The sequence below is a fragment of the Methylobacterium sp. A49B genome (assembly GCF_053346215.1).
Window position 1 is genome coordinate 35,213 of the sequence record NZ_JBKFBO010000136.1, and the last position, 17,364, is coordinate 52,576.

The following is a 17,364-nucleotide window of genomic DNA, read 5'->3' on the forward strand; positions in this document are numbered from 1 at the left end:
TCGCCCGCCGGGCGCCTTCGTATCGGCCGATTGGGAGCCCCGGATGTCCTGGCGTGACGATCTCCGCCCCGCCTCGTTCCGGGGCGTGCCGTTCTACGTGGCGGCCAACTCCCGGACCAACGGGCGACGCGGCTTCACGTACGAGTTCGCGAAGGGCGACCGGTCGCTCGACGAGGATCTGGGCAAGCGCGTCACCCGAGTCTCCGTCTCCGGCTATGTCATCGGTGACGATTACGATCTCCAGGCCGACGCGCTGGAGCGCGCGCTCAACCGCGAGGGCGGCGGCACGCTGATCCTACCGATCCTCGGGCGCATGTTCATGCGCTGCGAGTTCGGTCCGCGCGCCGAGCGCAAGGAAGAGGGCGGCATCGCCTACTTCGAGATGGCCTTCGTCGATGCCAGCGGCCGGTCGGCGACGACGATCGGCGAGAACACGCAGGCCACTTCGTCCGCCTCGGCGGCACAACTCGCCGACGCCTCCGAACTGTCCGCCGGCACCGACGACGACTGGAGCTGAGAGCCGATGACCTTCGCGCAGCGCCGCGTCGCCGTCGCGGCGCTGAAGGCCGTCCTCGACGCGCTGCTCGCCTCGGGCGTCGATGCCACGAGCCAAGACGGGGCGACGCTCCGTCAGCTCTGCGGCGCGCTCTCGGCCGACGCGGTCGATCAGGTCCAGGCCGGCACCTTCGGGACGCCGCTGCGGGCCTGCTTCGCCGCGGCCACGGCGGCCGGCGCCACCTTCGCCGGCATGGATCAGGTCCGCCAGGAGGCACAGAGCGTCGCTGCCGCGGATCTCCCAGTTCAGCGCGTCGCGCAGACGGCGGCCCGGTTCGCGCTGGTCGAGATCGCCCGGATCTTGGCCGCCACGACCTTCACCAGCCGCCAGGACATCGACGCGGCGCTGGCGCGGGTGAACGCGGCCTTCATCCCGGCCGAGGACTTCGCGGCGGCCCAGTTCAACGCCGCGGTGTGGCGCGCGCTGCTCGCCCTCCACGGCGCCGTTGTGCGCGACCTGAACACCCGGGCGCGCCCGCTGCCGCGCATCGTGCCCTACAGCTTCCCGACCCGCATGCCGCTCCTGACGCTCGCCAACCGCCTCTACGGCGACGCTGGCCGCACCGAGGAGCTGCTCGCGGAGAACCGCGACACGGTCCACCCGCTGTTCATGCCGGCCGACGGCCGGGCGCTGTCCGCCTGATCATGCCGAGCCCCGATCTCTACTGCGAGGTCCGCACCACCAGCGGCACCTATCGCGATTGGCTGACCGTCCAAGTCTCCCAGGACATCGAGACCCGATGGATGCGCACCTTCCGGCTCACCTGTGCTGAGCCGAGAGATAAGGTCATCCAGCGCCTGAAGCCGGGCGACCGCGTCGACATCGCCATGGCCGGCTTCGTGGTCATCGACGGCGGCTTCATCGAAACCCGGCAGGCGGCTTACGACGCCAACCGCCACGGCGTGCAGATCTCCGGCTACAGCAAAGCCGGCCCTCTCACGAAGGTGTCGGCCGACGCCGGCACGGGCCAGTTTCGCGGCTACCCGATCGAGGCGATCGCCAACCGCCTGCTGAAGCCGCACGGTCTCAAGTTCAAGGTCCAGAACGGGCCGGATGGCTGGGACACGCCGTTCCCGAACGTGGTGATCCACGACGGGGAGACGCCCTTTGATGCGATCTCGCGGCTGTGCCGGCAGCGGGGGCTGTGGCTCTGGGCCGAGGCCAACGGCGATCTCGCCGCCGGGTCGAAGGACGCCAGCAATGGTGGGGGTCTCGTCTTCACGGAGGGCGTCAACATCCTCTCGGCGAGCTGCACGATCACCATGCCGCTCGCGGAGGCGATCAAGGGCAACGCCCAGCAGCCGGGTTCGGACAGCCTGTTCGGGCGTAAAGCCGCGGAAATCTCCGCGCAGTCGAAGCTCTCGGACGGCATACCGGGCCTCGCACGTAACGTGCTCGCCGAGATGCCGCTGTCCCAGAAAGAGCTGCAGCTGCGCACCAACATGGAGGCGCAGGCGATCGAGGCGTCCCGCCTGCAGGTGAGCCTCGCCTACCAGGGCTGGCTCAACCCGGCCGGCAAGCTCTGGGACCTGTCGGAGTTCGTCACGGTGAAATCGCCGATGTTGTTCCCGACCGAGAGCGGGCAGCTCGACCTCAAGGCCTGGGGTTACACCTACGCCCAGACGCCCGAAGGTCAGACCACGGCCTCGGTCGACCTGCGCAACAAGGCAGCCTGGAACGTCCAGCACCCGGACGCGACCACCTCGGACGGCTTCTTCGGCGCCAACCCGTCACCGGCCCAGCCCGAGGCCTCGACATGAGCACGCTGCGCTCGGATGCGGACGACGCCGCGCGGCGCACCTATCTCGGCATAAATCGCGGCACGCTCGTCGCGGTCGACGACTCGACCAAGATGCAGGAGGTCACCGTCCGGGCCCGGTTCGGTCGGATGCTGACCAACGTCGAGCACTGGCACCCCTACGGCTTCACCAGCGTCCCGCTGAAGCCGGATGACCAGGAGCAGCGGCAGGCCGAGGTTCTGATCTCGTATCTCGGCGGCAGCCTGGATCACCCGGTCGTTATCGGCATCGGTGATCGGCGCCATCGCCCGAAGAACCTGAAGCCCGGCGAGAGCTCGCACCATGACGACCAGGGCCAGCACAACCACCTGACCCGGGCCGGCATCAATCAGACCGGCAAGAAGGTCACGATCACGGGCGGCGACGACGGCTCGGGCCGGGCCATCAAGCCGGCGACCGACAACTTCGAGCTCAACGAGCAGCTGAAGGGCCTCGCCGCCCGGCTGTCCCAGGTCGAGGACTCACACCACGCGCTGTTCGACGTGGTGTCGAAGTTCCGCCAGAACGCCGAGGCGGTCGTCCAGGGGCTCGCCCCGCTCAATCTCTCGACCCAAGTCACGACCGCGCTGAGCGGTGCGCCGACGGGCCTCGACGCGATGAAGCAGCTCGCTCAGGGCAAGCTCAAGGGCTACCTGCAGAACGCCCTGCAGCGCGGCCTACAGTCCTTCCTGAACCCGGGTCAGCTACTCGGCATGTCGAGCCTGCTGTCGGGCAGCAGCGAAGGCCTGATCAAGGGCCTAGAGGCGCAGATCGCGGGCCTGATCAAGAACAATCCGATCGTCTCGGCGGTCGACGACCTGGTCGACGAGCTGGGGGCCCTGAACGCCAGCGGCGGCCCCGAGGCGGCGATCGCCGCGAAGGCGGCCGACCTGACGGGCCAGATCGACCAGCTGACGCGCGCCAACCCGGTAATCGGCCAGATCGCGTCCCTGCGCTCGACGCTGCAGCGGCTCACCGACCAGGCCGGACCGGCGCTGAACTTCCTGGAGCCGCAAAAGCGGCTCGTGCAGGGCCAGACGAAGTCGATGCGCTTCGGTGGCCCGGGCTGAGATCCACCGAAACCCGAGGCGACTATGGCCATGCGCTACATCCGGCCGGCGCCCTCGTGCGCCAGCTGCCACCACTTCGCGCTCAACCCGCACCCGTCCGAGTTCGGCGCCTGCCGTCGGCATGCCCCGCGCCCGGCCGACGGAAAGAAGGTCAAGGCGGCGATCTGGCCGGGCGTCCTCGGCACCGATCGGTGCGGCGAGTACCAGTTCGACTACCGGCGGGCTGAGGACTACGCGGTCGGCGAGAGCCGCGCGTGACCGACGTCCGGATCGCCCAGACGGGTTCCGCCCCCGGCCAGCCCTTCCAGGCCATCGACCTCGACCTGCTGCTCAGACCGGCGGGCCAGCTCGACACCTCGGACGAGCTCGCCACCGCGGTGACGATCGCGCTGATGACCGACGCGCTCGCCGGCCCGGACGACGAGTTGCCGGACAGCAGAGACACCGACCGCCGCGGCTGGTGGGGCGACGTCGACGCCGCCGAGATCTGGGACGGCTGGCCGATCGGCTCGAAGCTCTGGCTCCTGTCCCGGACCACGATCACCGGGACGGCCGCCCGGAAGGGCGCCACCACCGTCCAGGTCGAGGACTACATCCGCGAGGCGCTCCAGCCCTTCCTGGACCGGAAGATTGCGAGCCGCTTCGATGTCACCGTCGTGCGCGCCGGCGTCGAGCGGATCGCCGCGTCCATCGTGATGTACCGGGGCGACGAGCTGCTGCTCGACCTTCGCTTCAGTGACCTCTGGGCTGGGATCACCGTCTCCGCGCCGACCTGCTGACCGCCGCCACACCCGACCACCGCCCGAGCCGACCCACCGAACGCTGCCCCTGCGGCGCGCGAGAGGACGTCCATGCCCTTCGCCCTGCCGGACCTGCCGACCGTCCGGCGGACCAACCGCGATAATCTGGCCGCTTTCCTCGAGGGCGCCGACGCCTCGGTCCCGAACAGCGCGCTGCGCGTCCTCTCGGACCAGAACGCTGGCGGCGCGTTCCTGAACCTGAAGTACCTCGCGTGGCTCGCGCGGAACTTCCTGCCGGATCTCGCCGAGAAGGGCTGGCTCGACCGCTGGGCCAACATCCTGTTCGGCGGGCGCAAGGCGGCGACCTTCGCCTCCGGCACGATCACGGTCACCGGATCGCCGGGGACGAAGCTCCCCGCCGGCTCGCCACTCGCGACCGCGGACGGGATCCAGTACCAGACCGCGGCCGACGTCTACCTTTCGGCCACGGCCACCCCGGTGGCGGTGACCTGCCTCACCGCCGGCGCGATCGGCAACCGCGATCCAGGCGCGTTGCTCTCGCTCTCGGTCGCGGCGTCGAACGTCAACGCACAGGCGGTCGTCGTCCTGATCGACGGCGGCGCCGACACCGAGAGCGACGACGACCTGCGCGTCCGGATCCTGCTGCGGATCCGCAACCCGCCGATGGGCGGGTGTGCCACCGATTACGAGCAGTGGACCCTGTCCCTTCCGGGCGTGTCCCGCGTCTGGGTCGCGCCCATGGAGATGGGCATCGGCACCGTCACGGTGCGGTTCGCCTGCGATCAGCTGCGGGCCTCGAACGACGGCCTGCCGACGCTCGACGACTGCGCGCTGGCCAGGGCCTACCTCGACACGGTCCGGCCGGTCACGGTCGCCGACCTGTTCGTGGTCCCTTCGATCCCGCAGGGGATCGTGCCGCGGATCCTGAACCTGACCGATACCTCGTCCTCGACGAAGCTCGCGATCGCGGCCTCGCTCCAGGCCATGCTGCTTGAGAAGGCCGCGCCCGGGCAGACCGTGTTCGCCTGCTGGATCTCGGACGCGGTGACCGAGGCCGTCGGTGACGCGACCTTCGACCTCGCCACCGGCGACTTCGCGATGGCCAACGCCGGCTCCATCGCGAGCCTGCGGCCGGCCTTTGGCGGCGGGGTCGCGTTCACATGAGCGATGACGCCTTCATCTGGCGCGACGGCGAGGATTACGCCGAGGCCTTCGCGCGGCTCCTGCCCACCGGTGCGGCGTGGTCGCGCGATCCCGCCTCGACGCTGATGCAGCTCGTGCGCGGTCAGGCCGAGATCTGGGGCACGGTGGTCGACCCGCGCGCGGCCGACCTCCTGGAGATCGAGACCGACCCGCGCTTCACCCTGGAACTGCTCACGGACTGGGAGCGCGCCTACGGCCTGCCGGACCCGTGCGTGCCTGTGGTGCAGACGCTGCCCGAGCGCCGCCAGCGCCTCGCGCAGAAGATCGCCAGCCAGGGCGGCCAGTCGCGGGCCTTCTTCATCGGGGTCGCGGCCTCGCTCGGCTACGCGATCACGATCACCGAGTACCGTGCCTTCCAGTTCGGGCTGTCGTCCTTCGGCGGCGTGCGCGGCAAGATGAACCCGCCGGGCTTCCGATACTGCTGGACGGTCTCTGTCACCGGCCAGCGCCTCACCCGCTTCCAGTTCGGCGTCTCCTCGTTCGGGCGCGATCCGCTGCTCGCGATCCGCAGGGCCGAGGACCTGGAGTGCATCCTCGCGCGCCTCAAGCCGGCACACACGAAGCTGTTCTTCAACTACGCCGCGCCCGCCCCGACCGTGCGCCAGCAGCGCTTCTCGTTCGGCGCGTCGAGCTTCGGCGGCGACCCGCTCCTGCGCCTGATCAGCTCCTGATCGCGCTCTGACGCGCCGGCCCGTCCGCGCGCCGGCCCACCCGCACACCCGATCCGGCCGCCCGCGCGGCCCTCACCCGGCTCCCACCGGAGGCCTCGCCTTGCGCAAGCACTACCCGCTCAACAGCAACGGCGCCGAGGATGCCGGGCAGCTGCCCTGGAAGGATGGCGTGCCGTCCACCGGCGTTGAGGGCTCCTACCCGGGCTCAGCCTTGTTCGTCGACACCGAGGCCGAGATCCTAGCCGCGATCGACGCGGCCGGGCTCGTGCGCAGCGGCTCGAACCTGTCGCAGCTGATCCAGGCAATCGCTCGCGGGATCTGGCTCGGCCAGTTCGGCGGAACGGCGAGCGCGATCACCGCGACCGTCCCGAACGGCGCGGTGATCCCCGCGCTGCTGAGCGGCATGCGCGTGCGTGGCATCGCAGCCTCGAACTTCACCGGCACCGGCGGTACGCTTGCGATCACTGGCATCGGCTCGGCCGGCAACACGGTGTCGTGCCCGCTCGTCGCCTCCGACGGCGTCACGCCGCTCGCCGCCGGCGCTTGGACGGCCGGGCAGTTCCTGACCTTCGACGTCGACGCGTCGGGCAACGCTCGGTTCGGCGCTGGAGGCGGGTCCGTCAGCACCACGCAATTTGCCACGTACATCACCGGCAACCGCATGCCGACGAACTTCAAGCGGCTGTCGAGCAATATCCGCACAACCGTCTCGGGCACGGGCAGCGGAATGGTCACCGGGCTTACAATGTCCGGTTACACGAAGATCGGCGCGGCCAACGCGACAAACCTGCTCATCTTCGCCGAAGTCGGCGCGTACGGTGGAAATACTGCCGGCCAAGCCGGCCCGGTCGTGCAGTCGATGAACGACGGCAACGGCCACGCCGACAGCAAGGGCTACAGCTCGGACATCTACCTGTCCGGCGTCGGGGCCGTCTCGATCAAGAACATGGCCGTGTTCCTGCTGCAGGGCGTCGCGCCCGGCCCGGTGATCCTGTCCTCGCAGTTCGGCGGGCAGGCGCCCGGCGTCTCCTGGTCCACCAACATCAACCCGGACAGCCTCGATTACGGGCAGGGCGGTAGCCACACCGGCACCGGCGGCAATTCGTACTACACTATCATGGAGATCCCGGTCTGATGGCCGCCGAACTGGACACCCCCCAGGCCTTCGACCTGACGCACGACTGGGACGCCCTGCAGGCGCTCTCCCACACGCAGAACGGTTTTAGTCGCGTCGTCCCGACCTTCGACAAGGGCGGGACGCTCAACGGCTTCGTCAGCTACTATCCCATCGACGCCACGGATTACGCCGCGGCTGCAGCTGCGGCGCTCGTCGCGACCAAGACCGCCCTGAAAGCCCAGGTCGATGCCCGAGCCGAGCAGATGCGGCTCACGCTCATCACCCCCGGCAGCGGCCAAGCGATGGAGTATCAGGAGGCCTTCAACGAGGCTGTGCTGGTCACCAACGCCCTGGCCGCCAACGCGGGCGCGACCATCGACCCGGCCAAGTACCTGATGCTGGCCTCGTCCATCGGGTTCGACACCGACCCGCAGACCGGCCGGCCGACCACGGACGTGCCCGGCGAGGCCCGCGCTGTCCTGGCCGCGTACGATGCTTACCAGCGGGCCGGCGCGGCGATCCGCGGCGCCCGGCTCAAGGGCAAGGCAGACATCGACGCCGCAGCGAATGACGCCGCCGCACAAGCCGCCTTCGCGGCCATCGTCTGGCCCGCGCTGGCCTGACCCAACCGCCTCTTCCTGCGTGAGGGCCCGCCCCCGTGTCGAACCTCGCCCTCATCCGGCCGCGCCAGATCGTGTTCCGCACCTCGCAGAACACCGACTGGCTCGACGGCCTGCCAATCATCAACCAGCCTGCCGGCGGCGGCGTGGTGGCGCTGCTCGGCAACGTCGGCAACGGCGCCCTCACGCTCGCCTCCGTCGCTGTCGGCACGCGGATGGGCCCGCATGTGGCCGCCATCACTGCGGTGGCCGGCGGCCTCGCCCAGTTCACCGTCACCGACCCGCTGGGGGTTGTGACGGCGCAGGGTGTCGTGGGCTCTGCTCTCTACGCGGGCGGCCTGACCTTCACCCTGGCCCAGGGCACCACCCCGTTCGCGGTGAGCGACAGCTTCGCGGTGTCGGTGCTGCCCGGGCCGCTCGACATCACCGGCCTGCGCTTCGACCTCGATGCGCGGGCCAGCAAGGGGGCGGCGACCCAGGTGCTGGTCGCCTCGTCCGCCCCGGCCGATGGATCGGCCGCCACCATCGTGGCCGGCACCACCGCCGGCACCACCGCCATGCGGGTGCTGAAAGCCACGATGGCCCGTTGCCCGGTTGGTGAGTACCCGTTCGACATCCTCGCCACCGACCCCGTCACCGGCCTGACCGTGACCGCCTTCTACGGGGTCATCAAGCACGCCGCCGTCGCTTCACTGCAGGATTGAGGGACGGCCATGCCCATCGAGACCTTCGGCGACGTCATCCCGATGGGTGGCCCGGCCGGCCCGGCCAATGTGCTGACCCTCGGCCCGGTGCAGACCGGTTCCCCCGGCTCCCAGGCCCTGGCGCTGCTCACCGGCACCGCCCCCAACCAAACCCTCAACCTCACCCTTCCTCAGGGCCCGGTGGGCGCGACCGGCGCGGTGCCGTGGGCGCCCATCGAGCAGTGGGCCGCCGGCCTCGTCTGTGTGGCCAGCGCGCCGGCGACCACGATCTATGTCGGGGGGACGGCCTACGTCTGCGCCGTCTCCCACATCGCCGGCACCTTCGCGGCCGACCTCGCGGCCGGCAACTGGCTCCCCGTCGCGCCGGGCGGGTTGCAGCCCTGGAAGACGCCGCCGGCCGTTTGGAACATCCAGACGGTCTATGGCGCCTTGGCACCGGCCGATTGCGTTACCTATCAGGGTGGCTGCTACGTCTGCTCGGTGTCCCACACCTCGACCAACTCGTTCGACCCGACGAAATGGGTGCAGATTTCCGCGCCCGGCAGTATCTCCGGTGTGCCGCCGGCCTTCAACTGTCGGCTCGCCTTTACAAGCACGACGCAGGTCACGCTGTTGCCGTGGTTCGGCAACAAGGTCTTCATCAACGGCGCCTTCTATACGATCCCGAACGCCGGTGTAGCCATCGGCCCATCCGGTACGGTCGGGGCGCTCATGGCCGTCTACGCCACGCCCAACGGAGGCTCGGTGTCGCTGCTGCTCAGCGCCACCCAGCCGAGCCAGGGCCAGTATGGCACATGGATCCTGGGCAGCGACGAGACCAAGATCCACGTCGGCGATGTCCTGATCCAATCGGGCACCGCGTTCGCGAACTACTTCGTCGTCTCGCGCTACAACCGGCTCGATATTGAACTTGCTTCGCCTAACGTCTCGGCGAACGTTTCATCGACGACGCCGGCCATCACCAACGCCAACTGGACACAGATCCTGCTCGTCGCCGCCGGTGAGCCGGTCAGCATCGAGTTCATAGGCAGCGGCTACAACTGGGCGGGCAGCGCGGGGTCTTCCGTCATCGCCCAGCCGTTCATGTCCATCAACGGTGGCACCACACAGTCGCCGCAGCCGGCCTACGGCCCGTCGAACGTGACCAGCCAAGTCACGATGTACCAGCGCGCTCGGGCGGTCGCCGCCACGACACAGTCGGTGCAGGGGAGTGTGAACCACTGGGCCTCCTCGACCACGTCGAACACGACCCTCCAGGGCGCAACCGTGTTCAGGACCAAGCAATAAGACTGGGCTCGACCGCGCCATCGATCCCGCGCCCTTCGCGCTCGCCGCACTGCGCTGAGACCCGCCCGCATCGCCGAGCACGAGGACCGCCGCGCGTGTCGATTTCCAGCGTCGCGGCGTTCTCGGCCGCCAGCACCTCGGTCGCGCTCTCGGGCATCGTCGCCGGCGATCTCCTCATCGCGGTCGCCTACCGCAACGCCAGCGCCACCGCGGCGACGATCCCGTCCGGCTGGACGGCGATCGCCGGTGCCACGGGCGGAGGCAGCACCAATGCCCTGGCGGCCGCCTACAAGATCGCGGCCGGCGGCGAGACCACCAGCGGTGTGTGGACCAACGCCACCCAGGTCGCGGTCTCGCAGTACCGCTCCAGCGGCGGCGCGAACGCCTGGAAAATCGGCGCGGGCGCGGCCACCGGCGCGACCTCTACATCCGCCTCGATCCCGGCCCTGACCCTGCAGAACACTGCGGCAGCGTCCTGGGTGTTTGGCGCCATCGGCTCCAAGACCGACACCACGCTGGCCAGCACGGCCCCCACGAGCATGACCCGCCGGACCTCGGTGGGCACGGCAGGCGGCCTGGGCGCGTACGACACAGCCGGCACCGTCGCCAGCTGGGCAGCCGTAACCAAGGCCGTCACCAGCGGCGCCTACCGCTCGGTCGCCGTCGAATTCTACGAGGACGTGACCCCGCCGACGATCGCGCCAACCCGCGGATCGGTCATCGGCGACGGCGCAACCGCCTTCTCGACCACGCTGGTGGCAAACAAGACCGTTGCGTCATGGGCCATCGTCGCCGGCAGCAATGCGGCGGGGTTCAGCCTCAACACCGCGACAGGCGCTCTCAGTCTGCCCGCGCAAACGTTCGCCGCAGGCGGCAACAACGCCCGAACTGTCCAGATCACCGCGACGGACCCGGCCGGAAACACTTCGGCCGCCACCACCTATACGCTGACTGTTAAAGATCCCGCCTATCGAGACTGGAACCCACTGACCGATCTGCCGGCGGGCACGCTCGCGGCGTGGCACGACGTCAACGATAGCTCGACGTTTGACCTGTCGGGCGGCCTCGTCACCCAGTTCAGAGACAAGTCGGGAAACGGGATCACACTCACCGGCAGTGCCGGATCTCGGCCGACCTACAGCGCCGCAGGTTACAACGGCCTGCCGGCGATGATCTTCGACGGGTCTACGACGTTTCTCGGCACGTCGGGCAACGTTTCGACGCTCCCGTCCGGGGCTGCGAACGGCACCATCGTCGCGGTCGCTCAGTGCGCCTCGACGCCTCAGGGCGGCTCAGTCCTCGCTGGCTACGGTGGCGGTGGCGGTGGCAATTATCGTTCGGTCGGTCCGGTCTACCCGAACCCGACCGTGGGTATGGGCACGATCGGGTTCGACCGGGGAGGATCCTACACCTGGGTTGGGTTCGACCGGATCGCCGTCGTCGAGTTCAACGCGGCAGATTGTGGCATTTGGACCGATGGCAACCCGCGCGAAAGCTTCGGCGCTACCACACTGACCACGACGTCGCCGAGCCAGTATTTCATCGGCAAGCACTACGTTTACGGGATGAACTGGACGGGTGCCGTCCAGGAAGTCTTTGTCATCAACGGCATCCTGTCCGATAGCGATAGGCAAAAACTGGAAGGCTACTTAGCTTGGAAATGGGGGCTGCAGGGGCAACTTCCTGCCGGCCACACCTACGCCTCCGCACCGCCGACCGTGGCTACGGGCAGCGGCGGCACGGGCGGCACGACCTACACCGCCACCATGGCGCTCGGCCTCACGCCTTCGCACGGCGTGGCCGCGCTGCTGTCCGGCGTCAGCGCCGCGGCGCTGGCCGCCACCCCGGGTCTCACGACTTCGGGCGGCGCGGTCTACGGCGCGTCCGTCCCGCTCGCCGCCGCCGCCGCGCTCGCCGGGTCGCCCAGCGTCACCGCGGCCGTCACCGCGGCGCTCGCGGAGGTCGCCGGGATCACCGGCTCGGCGCAGACCTCGGCCGCCGCCGTGCTCACCCTCACGGCCCTGGCAGGGCAGTCCGGGTCGGGCGGCCTCACGGCTGCCTCGGCCCTCACCCTCGCCCAGGCCGCGGGGCTCATCGACACCAGTGCGATCACGGCCGCCCAAGGGGCCGCGCTCGCGATGGCGCTGGCAGCAGTGGCGAGCACCGGCGGGGCGTCCTACGCCTCCGCGATGGCGCTCGCGGCCTCGGCCGTCGCGGCCGTGGCCGGCCAGGGCGCATGGGCCGGGGCGGCCTCGCTCCAGGCATCGCCCGCGCACGCCGGGGCCGCGCAGCTCGCCGCGGTCGGGGCGGCCGGCCTCGCCCAGATCCCGGGCGCGGCGGCCACGTCCTCGGCGATCCTCGCCAGCGCCGCGGCGCTCGCCGAGGCGGTCGGCGCGCAGGCCTCCACCGGCGGCGCGCAGGCCTACGCGGCGGCGGTGAGCCTCGCGGCGCAGGCACTGGCGCAGGCCTCGGGCTCCGGTTCGGTCGCGGTCTCCGCGCCGCTGTCGGTGTCGCTGGGCCTCTCCGGGGCCGCGGCCGGGCTCTACGCGGGCGCGGTGGCGCTGGCGCAGGCGGAGGGTCAGGGCGCGCAGGCGAAGGCCGTGGCGGTCGCCGCGGCGGCGCTCGCCGAGGTGCTGGGCACGGACCTGCGCACCGACGGGACGCAGGCCTACACGGCGGCCGTGGCGCTCGCGGCGTCAGCGCTGCAGGCGGCCACCGCCAGGACCGGGACGGCCGCGCTCGCCGCGCTCGCCGCCTCGGCGGGGTCGACTGCCTCAGGCACCTCGACCGGCAGCGCATCCGTCGCGCTCGCCGCGGTCGCGGGATCGACCCACGCCGGCACCCTCGGCGCCAACGCCGCGGCCGCCCTGGCGGCGAGTGCGGGCGTCTCGGCGCAGGCGGCGCTCACCATCGCGGCCTCGACGACGTTCCAGGCCGCGACCCGGGTGCTGGCGACCGGCGGCCTCGTCGTCACCGGCACGCTCACGCTGCCGGCGGTCCCCGGGCTCGCCGGACAGTCCACGGCCGCGGTCGGACCGAGCCTCGCCTTCACGGCCCGGCTCGATCAGGCGGCGGCCTCGACCATCAGCGGCGCGGCCGCGGCGCAGCTCGCCGCCCAGGCCGCGCTGCAGGCCCTCCTCCAGGTGGGCGACCCCTACGCGGATCTCCCGCGGCTGCAAGGGCTGCGCACCGTCACGCTCACCCTCGAAGGCCGGCGCTTGGGCATGCGCACCCTCGCCGGCACCATGCAGGTCACGCTGACCCTGCGGGGCACAACGCGCCACTAAGGACTCACGACATGCAGGGACGTTTGGGCGCCGGCCTCGCGGCCGTGGGCGGGGCGATCGCGCGCGCGCTGCTCGGCGGCGCCGTCATGCCGCGCACCTTCCACACCCTCCAGTGCATCGGCCCCGACGGGCAGGTGAAGTGGGAGGAGACCATCGAGAACCTGACGGTCAACGTCGGCCTCGCGTACATGCTCTCGACCTTCTGGAAGGGCTCGAACTACACGGCCGCGTTCTACGCCGGCCTCAAGGGCACTGGCACGATCGCGGCCGGCGACACCATGGCGAGCCACGCCGGCTGGTCCGAGGTGACCGGGTATTCGCAGGCCACGCGCCCGGCGCTGACCTTCGGCTCGGTCACGGGCACGACCACCGCCTCGCTCGACAACTCGGCCTCTCCCGCGCCCTACAGCATCAACGCCACCGTGACGGTCGCCGGCGCCTTCATCACCACCGACAGCACCAAGGGCGGCACGGCGGGCACGCTGATCGGCGCCTCCGACTTCGCCACGCCCCGCTCCATGGGCAGCGGCGACACGCTGAACCTCACGACTTCGACGTCGAACACGAGCGGCTGATCGCGCCCTCGACGCCGGCAGCCCCACCCCCGTCATCCGATCGGAGACCCGCGCCATGAAGGCCGTCCGCTTCACCGAGACCGTCGAGCATCGCTTCGTCCACGAGAAGGACGAGGCGATCACGCCGCACAACGAGGTCGCGACGCTCGGCGCCCGCCAGGTCGCGCAGGCGGAGATCCCCGAACTCGACATGGTCGGGTCCGTCTGGAAAGTGCCCGAGGGCGCCGAGATGAGCGTGCCCGACAAATGCGCGGCGAAGCTGATCCAGTTGGGCTACGCCGAGCTGCTGGCCGATCCGGTCCCGGCCGCGGCTGAGACTCCCGCAGCGGTCGCCTGACCATGGCCGCCCCCCGGAACGGCCCGGCCCGCGATCAGGGCGTCAGCGTCTTCCAGGGCGCCGGGGTCCAGTACACGGTGCCGATGAGCGATCCGGACGGCACCCGCCCGGATCTGACCGGCGCGACGGCGGCCTGGTATCTCGGCGCGATGCCGGTCGGGCGTCCGCAGGGCCCGCAGTTCTACGTCGCGGACGCCCCCGAGGCTTTCACGAAGCCTCTGCCCATCGTGCCTGACCCGGCCGTCCCGGGCGCGTTCATGGCTGTCCTCGCCATCGCGCCCCAGGACTACGCGGGCTTCTCGCCTCTCGGCTCCTACCAGCATGAGATCTGGATCACAGAGGTCGGCAAGGATCCCTATCCGGCGACCATCGGCCCGTTCGTGATCCACGGCACCGTCAAGGGTAGCACTACGTAGGTGGCTACCGACAGTGTAGCCACTGTCCTTGCCGCCATCTCGGTGAAACCTAGATTGATTTTATTCGGGCAAAGGAAGCTGGACGATCATGCAATCCCTGTTCAGCCAGGATGGCGCGATCGTTGCGATTTATGTTCTAGGGCTCCTCAAGTTTGCTCACCTGTGCCGCAACGCTCCTGTTTGTCCGGGATGTAGCGGTGAGACTGAAGGTGGATGCGACTGAGACCGACGCGGCGGACGACGTAAAACCCGGCGGGGCGCAATGCAGCGGCCACCAGCAGGTCCGCCATGAACTCCAAGACACGAGGCGCGGTCGCCTGATCAGTCATCGGCTGGATCTTTGAGGCGCCGATAGGTGGCCACGAAGGCCTCGGCGTCCTCGCGCGACAAATCGGCGAGCACCAGCCCAGGTAGCGTCACGCTCCAGCGGCCATTGATGTCTTGCAGCATTTCAATGTTGGGCATCGTCGCGCTCGTCATCCGCACTCAAGAGTAACAAGCAGAACTGCAGGCGTCTGTTCCTGGAGACTGCTTAGGCAAGTGAACGCCCGCCTATCCCGGCCCGCGGACCACTCACCATTACCATCACAAGGAGATCGTCATGCTCCTGCAGCGCCTCGCGCTGCGGGCAGTCGTCGCTTGCGCGCTGCTGCTCGCCCCCGCGTCCGCTCGCGCCTGGGAGGGCATCGCCTTCGACCTACGGCCGAGAGATCTACCGCATCAATCCGAAGGGGCTGACAGCAAACGGCGAGCGGTTCAGGCCGATGGGCAGGACCGCGGCGATCTGGGACGTCCCGTTCAACACTCGTCTGCGGGTAACGCACCTCGCGACCGGTCGCAGCATCGTCGTACGGGTGAACGACCGTGGCCCACATCGGCGGCTCGGCCGGCTGATCGACCTCTCGACCGGATCCTGCCGAGCGCTCGGTGCGTGCGGTCTCGCCCGGGTGCGGGTCGAGATCGTGTCGCCCGGGCGCCGCGTAGCGGATGCACGGTAAGCGGCAATCGCCGCGGCGGTCGTGTTCAACCACTGCCTCCCGCGCCGGCGACCGAGCTCATCCACCGCAAGGCGGCCACTAGCAGAGCGACGTTCCAGGTCAGCGTGAGCAGACCACCGGCGATCAGCACCGGCACGACCAAATGCTCCCGCCAGGAGCGTCTGATCTGCGGCTCGAACTGAGATCTAGTGTTTTGAACAGTCATTGGGCGCCTCCGGTGCCCACCTGTTCGGTCGGCAGGTCACGCTCCCAACGAAGTCCGTCCTCGGGCTTGCGTATGTATCGCTTCACACACGAACCGGATGCGAGGCGGCGATGCTGCGAAGGTCAACCCTCGCGTGTGCGCTGGCGCTCGTGAGCGCGCCCGCCATCGCCGCTCCACGCCCGCACGCGCCGCATCGGCCGAGCGCCGCGACCCTCCTAGCCGCGGCGCCAATCGCGCCGAACGGCACGCTCATCCGCGAGGCTGAGCGCCTGCGCACGCTGGAGCTCGACGAGCTCGCGCCGCTGCGCCTGCGGATCTCCATCCCCTTCTGAACCCTGGTGCCCGTCATGACCGACTGGAAGCGGATCCTGCCCGCGGTCGCAGCCCACGCGCGCGCCGACATCGTGGCCGCGTTCATCGCGGCCGATGACCGGATCGCGGCGGCCGAGATCATCACGCCGCTGCGCATCGCCCACTTCGTCGCCCAGGTGGCCACGGAGACCGGCGGCCTGACCAAGCTCGAGGAGAGCCTGTTCTACACGGCCGAGCGGCTGTGCGCGGTCTGGCCAAAGCGCTTCCCGAACCTCGCCGCGGCCAGACCCTACGCCGGCAACCCGAAGGCGCTGGCCGAGAAGGTCTACGGCGGTCGCCTCGGCAACGTGCAGCCCGGCGACGGGTGGCGGTACCGCGGCGGCGGCGCGCTGCAGACCACGGGGCGAGCGAACTACCGCGCCGCCGGGTTCGAGGCCAATCCGGATCGCCTGCGCTCGCCGGCCGGCGCGATCGCGGCCGCGCTCACCTACTGGACCGACAACGACTGCAACGCGCTCGCCGACGCCGACGACGTCGAGGCCCTGCGCCGCCGCGTGAACGGCGGCACGATCGGGCTGTCCGAGTGCCGCGCCTACCTGGCCAAGGCGAAGGCGGCGCTGCGCGTGATCCCGGCCCAGGCGAAGCTCAAGGCGCTGCGCTATCCCGTGGGCAAGGTCGACGGCGACCACGGCGACCGCACCACGGCCTCCGTGCAGCTCCTGCAGAAGAAGGCCGGCCTGCCCGTCACGGGCGAGCTCGACGACGACACGCTCGCTGCGCTCGACACCGCCGAGGCGCTCCCCGTGGCGGCCAAGGACGCGAACCTGGCGCGGAGCCGCACCGTCCAGGGCGCGGGCGTGGCCGGGTCCTTCGGCTTCGCCGAGGTCGCCCAGAGCGTCAGCGAACTGAAGGACCAGGCCGAGAGCGCGCAGGCCCAGATCTCGGCCGGCACCGTCTTCGGCTTCGTCATGGGTGCGCTGATCGTCGCCGGCGCCCTCTACGCCCTGTACGCGCGCTGGGACGATGCCGGCCGGCCCATGCCGGACGTCCTCGCGCGCCGCTTCCCGAAGCTCACCGGAGCGCGCGGCTGATGTTCGACTTTTCCTGGACCGCCATCCTCCTGGCGGTCGCGCCCCTCATGCGGGCCGCGATCTCGCCGGTGACGCTCAAGATCCTGGCCGCGGCGTTCGCCGTCCTGGTGATCGGGCGGATCGTCCTGCCCGCGCGCCTGCGAATGGTCTCCCGGACGATGGCCGCCGGCGTCGCGGCCTTCGCCTTCTGCTGGCAGGTCGCGGTGACCGACGGGGCGCAGCGCATGCTCGCCCACGACCACGCCGTGGCGCTGCAGGCCGAGCAGCTGCGCGCCGAGAAGGCGGAGGCGATCACCCACGAGGCGCTGGAGCTGCGCGCCCGCGACCAGGCCGCCCACGACGCCGACCTCTCCAAGATCAAGGAACTGACCGATGC

The 17,364-nt window shown here is 70.3% G+C and carries 22 protein-coding genes; 20 read left to right on the forward strand and 2 right to left on the reverse strand.

Annotated elements, in window-relative coordinates; all coding sequences use genetic code 11:
* The first annotated feature begins 43 nt into the window (after positions 1–43).
* From ACLBX9_RS27790 to ACLBX9_RS27865, 16 genes are all read left to right on the forward strand, one after another.
* Positions 44–517, forward strand: a complete 474-nt coding sequence (locus ACLBX9_RS27790) for a DNA circularization N-terminal domain-containing protein (RefSeq protein ID WP_447721148.1) — start codon at positions 44–46, stop codon at positions 515–517.
* Positions 518–523: 6 nt separating this feature from the next.
* Positions 524–1,198 carry a hypothetical protein gene (locus ACLBX9_RS27795; RefSeq protein WP_447721149.1) on the forward strand — a complete coding sequence of 225 codons (675 nt, stop codon included), beginning with the start codon at positions 524–526 and terminating at the stop codon, positions 1,196–1,198.
* Between the two features lie 2 nt (positions 1,199–1,200).
* Positions 1,201–2,316 carry a phage baseplate assembly protein gene (locus ACLBX9_RS27800; RefSeq protein WP_447721150.1) on the forward strand — a complete coding sequence of 372 codons (1,116 nt, stop codon included), beginning with the start codon at positions 1,201–1,203 and terminating at the stop codon, positions 2,314–2,316.
* Positions 2,313–3,404: a phage baseplate assembly protein domain-containing protein gene (locus ACLBX9_RS27805; RefSeq protein WP_447721151.1), complete on the forward strand. Its 1,092-nt coding sequence runs from the start codon at positions 2,313–2,315 to the stop codon at positions 3,402–3,404. Before ACLBX9_RS27800 ends, ACLBX9_RS27805 begins: the two co-directional genes overlap by 4 nt.
* Before the next feature lie 24 nt (positions 3,405–3,428).
* The gene (locus ACLBX9_RS27810; protein ID WP_447721152.1) at positions 3,429–3,662 is read left to right on the forward strand and encodes a hypothetical protein; all 234 of its coding nucleotides are present in this window, start codon (positions 3,429–3,431) and stop codon (positions 3,660–3,662) included.
* Positions 3,659–4,183, forward strand: coding sequence for a phage GP46 family protein (locus ACLBX9_RS27815; protein ID WP_447721153.1), 525 nt, complete (start codon positions 3,659–3,661; stop codon positions 4,181–4,183). Before ACLBX9_RS27810 ends, ACLBX9_RS27815 begins: the two co-directional genes overlap by 4 nt.
* A 72-nt stretch (positions 4,184–4,255) precedes the next feature.
* Positions 4,256–5,329, forward strand: coding sequence for a baseplate J/gp47 family protein (locus ACLBX9_RS27820; protein ID WP_447721154.1), 1,074 nt, complete (start codon positions 4,256–4,258; stop codon positions 5,327–5,329).
* The gene (locus tag ACLBX9_RS27825) at positions 5,326–6,039 is read left to right on the forward strand and encodes a YmfQ family protein (RefSeq protein ID WP_447721155.1); all 714 of its coding nucleotides are present in this window, start codon (positions 5,326–5,328) and stop codon (positions 6,037–6,039) included. Before ACLBX9_RS27820 ends, ACLBX9_RS27825 begins: the two co-directional genes overlap by 4 nt.
* Before the next feature lie 100 nt (positions 6,040–6,139).
* Positions 6,140–7,174 carry a hypothetical protein gene (locus tag ACLBX9_RS27830; protein WP_447721156.1) on the forward strand — a complete coding sequence of 345 codons (1,035 nt, stop codon included), beginning with the start codon at positions 6,140–6,142 and terminating at the stop codon, positions 7,172–7,174.
* Positions 7,174–7,779, forward strand: a complete 606-nt coding sequence (locus tag ACLBX9_RS27835) for a hypothetical protein (protein ID WP_447721157.1) — start codon at positions 7,174–7,176, stop codon at positions 7,777–7,779. The genes ACLBX9_RS27830 and ACLBX9_RS27835 overlap by 1 nt, the downstream gene beginning before the upstream one ends.
* 35 nt (positions 7,780–7,814) lie before the next feature.
* Positions 7,815–8,480, forward strand: a complete 666-nt coding sequence (locus ACLBX9_RS27840; protein WP_447721158.1) for a hypothetical protein — start codon at positions 7,815–7,817, stop codon at positions 8,478–8,480.
* A gap of 9 nt (positions 8,481–8,489) precedes the next feature.
* Positions 8,490–9,767, forward strand: a complete 1,278-nt coding sequence (locus ACLBX9_RS27845; RefSeq protein WP_447721159.1) for a hypothetical protein — start codon at positions 8,490–8,492, stop codon at positions 9,765–9,767.
* Between the two features lie 95 nt (positions 9,768–9,862).
* Entirely contained in the window at positions 9,863–13,054 is a 3,192-nt protein-coding gene (locus tag ACLBX9_RS27850; RefSeq protein ID WP_447721160.1) for a hypothetical protein, read from the forward strand.
* Positions 13,055–13,065: 11 nt separating this feature from the next.
* Positions 13,066–13,629: a hypothetical protein gene (locus tag ACLBX9_RS27855; RefSeq protein WP_447721161.1), complete on the forward strand. Its 564-nt coding sequence runs from the start codon at positions 13,066–13,068 to the stop codon at positions 13,627–13,629.
* A 55-nt stretch (positions 13,630–13,684) separates the two neighbouring features.
* A complete protein-coding gene (locus ACLBX9_RS27860; protein ID WP_447721162.1) occupies positions 13,685–13,966 on the forward strand; it encodes a hypothetical protein in 282 nt (93 codons plus the stop codon).
* Between the two features lie 2 nt (positions 13,967–13,968).
* Positions 13,969–14,382, forward strand: a complete 414-nt coding sequence (locus ACLBX9_RS27865; RefSeq protein ID WP_447721163.1) for a hypothetical protein — start codon at positions 13,969–13,971, stop codon at positions 14,380–14,382.
* A gap of 146 nt (positions 14,383–14,528) precedes the next feature.
* Here ACLBX9_RS27865 and ACLBX9_RS27870 read toward each other — a convergent pair whose 3' ends face one another.
* Entirely contained in the window at positions 14,529–14,711 is a 183-nt protein-coding gene (locus tag ACLBX9_RS27870; RefSeq protein ID WP_447721164.1) for a hypothetical protein, read from the reverse strand.
* A complete protein-coding gene (locus ACLBX9_RS27875) occupies positions 14,704–14,847 on the reverse strand; it encodes a hypothetical protein (protein WP_447721165.1) in 144 nt (47 codons plus the stop codon). The genes ACLBX9_RS27870 and ACLBX9_RS27875 overlap by 8 nt, the downstream gene beginning before the upstream one ends.
* Positions 14,848–15,146: 299 nt before the next feature.
* On the opposite strand from ACLBX9_RS27875, the gene ACLBX9_RS27880 reads away from it, so the two are divergent.
* The 4 genes from ACLBX9_RS27880 to ACLBX9_RS27895 all read left to right on the forward strand — a co-directional run.
* The gene (locus tag ACLBX9_RS27880; RefSeq protein ID WP_447721166.1) at positions 15,147–15,380 is read left to right on the forward strand and encodes an RlpA-like double-psi beta-barrel domain-containing protein; all 234 of its coding nucleotides are present in this window, start codon (positions 15,147–15,149) and stop codon (positions 15,378–15,380) included.
* 315 nt (positions 15,381–15,695) lie between these two features.
* Positions 15,696–15,917 carry a hypothetical protein gene (locus tag ACLBX9_RS27885; RefSeq protein WP_447721167.1) on the forward strand — a complete coding sequence of 74 codons (222 nt, stop codon included), beginning with the start codon at positions 15,696–15,698 and terminating at the stop codon, positions 15,915–15,917.
* A 15-nt stretch (positions 15,918–15,932) separates the two neighbouring features.
* Positions 15,933–16,988, forward strand: coding sequence for a peptidoglycan-binding protein (locus ACLBX9_RS27890; RefSeq protein ID WP_447718184.1), 1,056 nt, complete (start codon positions 15,933–15,935; stop codon positions 16,986–16,988).
* Positions 16,988–17,364: hypothetical protein (locus ACLBX9_RS27895; protein WP_447721168.1), on the forward strand; the 377-nt coding region annotated here is incomplete at its 3' end. The genes ACLBX9_RS27890 and ACLBX9_RS27895, both read left to right, overlap by 1 nt.

Excerpts from the sequence above, each read along its gene's own strand:
- ACLBX9_RS27890 (WP_447718184.1), top strand. The coding sequence starts at position 15,933 with ATGACCGACTGGAAGCGGATCCTGCCCGCGGTCGCAGCCCACGCGCGC.
- ACLBX9_RS27870 (WP_447721164.1), bottom strand. The coding sequence starts at position 14,711 with ATGACTGATCAGGCGACCGCGCCTCGTGTCTTGGAGTTCATGGCGGAC.
- ACLBX9_RS27810 (WP_447721152.1), top strand. The coding sequence starts at position 3,429 with ATGGCCATGCGCTACATCCGGCCGGCGCCCTCGTGCGCCAGCTGCCAC.
- ACLBX9_RS27805 (WP_447721151.1), top strand. The coding sequence starts at position 2,313 with ATGAGCACGCTGCGCTCGGATGCGGACGACGCCGCGCGGCGCACCTAT.
- ACLBX9_RS27835 (WP_447721157.1), top strand. The coding sequence starts at position 7,174 with ATGGCCGCCGAACTGGACACCCCCCAGGCCTTCGACCTGACGCACGAC.
- ACLBX9_RS27825 (WP_447721155.1), top strand. The coding sequence starts at position 5,326 with ATGAGCGATGACGCCTTCATCTGGCGCGACGGCGAGGATTACGCCGAG.
- ACLBX9_RS27860 (WP_447721162.1), top strand. The coding sequence starts at position 13,685 with ATGAAGGCCGTCCGCTTCACCGAGACCGTCGAGCATCGCTTCGTCCAC.
- ACLBX9_RS27865 (WP_447721163.1), top strand. The coding sequence starts at position 13,969 with ATGGCCGCCCCCCGGAACGGCCCGGCCCGCGATCAGGGCGTCAGCGTC.
- ACLBX9_RS27855 (WP_447721161.1), top strand. The coding sequence starts at position 13,066 with ATGCAGGGACGTTTGGGCGCCGGCCTCGCGGCCGTGGGCGGGGCGATC.
- ACLBX9_RS27880 (WP_447721166.1), top strand. The coding sequence starts at position 15,147 with ATGGGCAGGACCGCGGCGATCTGGGACGTCCCGTTCAACACTCGTCTG.
- ACLBX9_RS27790 (WP_447721148.1), top strand. The coding sequence starts at position 44 with ATGTCCTGGCGTGACGATCTCCGCCCCGCCTCGTTCCGGGGCGTGCCG.
- ACLBX9_RS27800 (WP_447721150.1), top strand. The coding sequence starts at position 1,201 with ATGCCGAGCCCCGATCTCTACTGCGAGGTCCGCACCACCAGCGGCACC.
- ACLBX9_RS27885 (WP_447721167.1), top strand. The coding sequence starts at position 15,696 with ATGCTGCGAAGGTCAACCCTCGCGTGTGCGCTGGCGCTCGTGAGCGCG.
- ACLBX9_RS27795 (WP_447721149.1), top strand. The coding sequence starts at position 524 with ATGACCTTCGCGCAGCGCCGCGTCGCCGTCGCGGCGCTGAAGGCCGTC.
- ACLBX9_RS27820 (WP_447721154.1), top strand. The coding sequence starts at position 4,256 with ATGCCCTTCGCCCTGCCGGACCTGCCGACCGTCCGGCGGACCAACCGC.
- ACLBX9_RS27845 (WP_447721159.1), top strand. The coding sequence starts at position 8,490 with ATGCCCATCGAGACCTTCGGCGACGTCATCCCGATGGGTGGCCCGGCC.
- ACLBX9_RS27875 (WP_447721165.1), bottom strand. The coding sequence starts at position 14,847 with ATGCCCAACATTGAAATGCTGCAAGACATCAATGGCCGCTGGAGCGTG.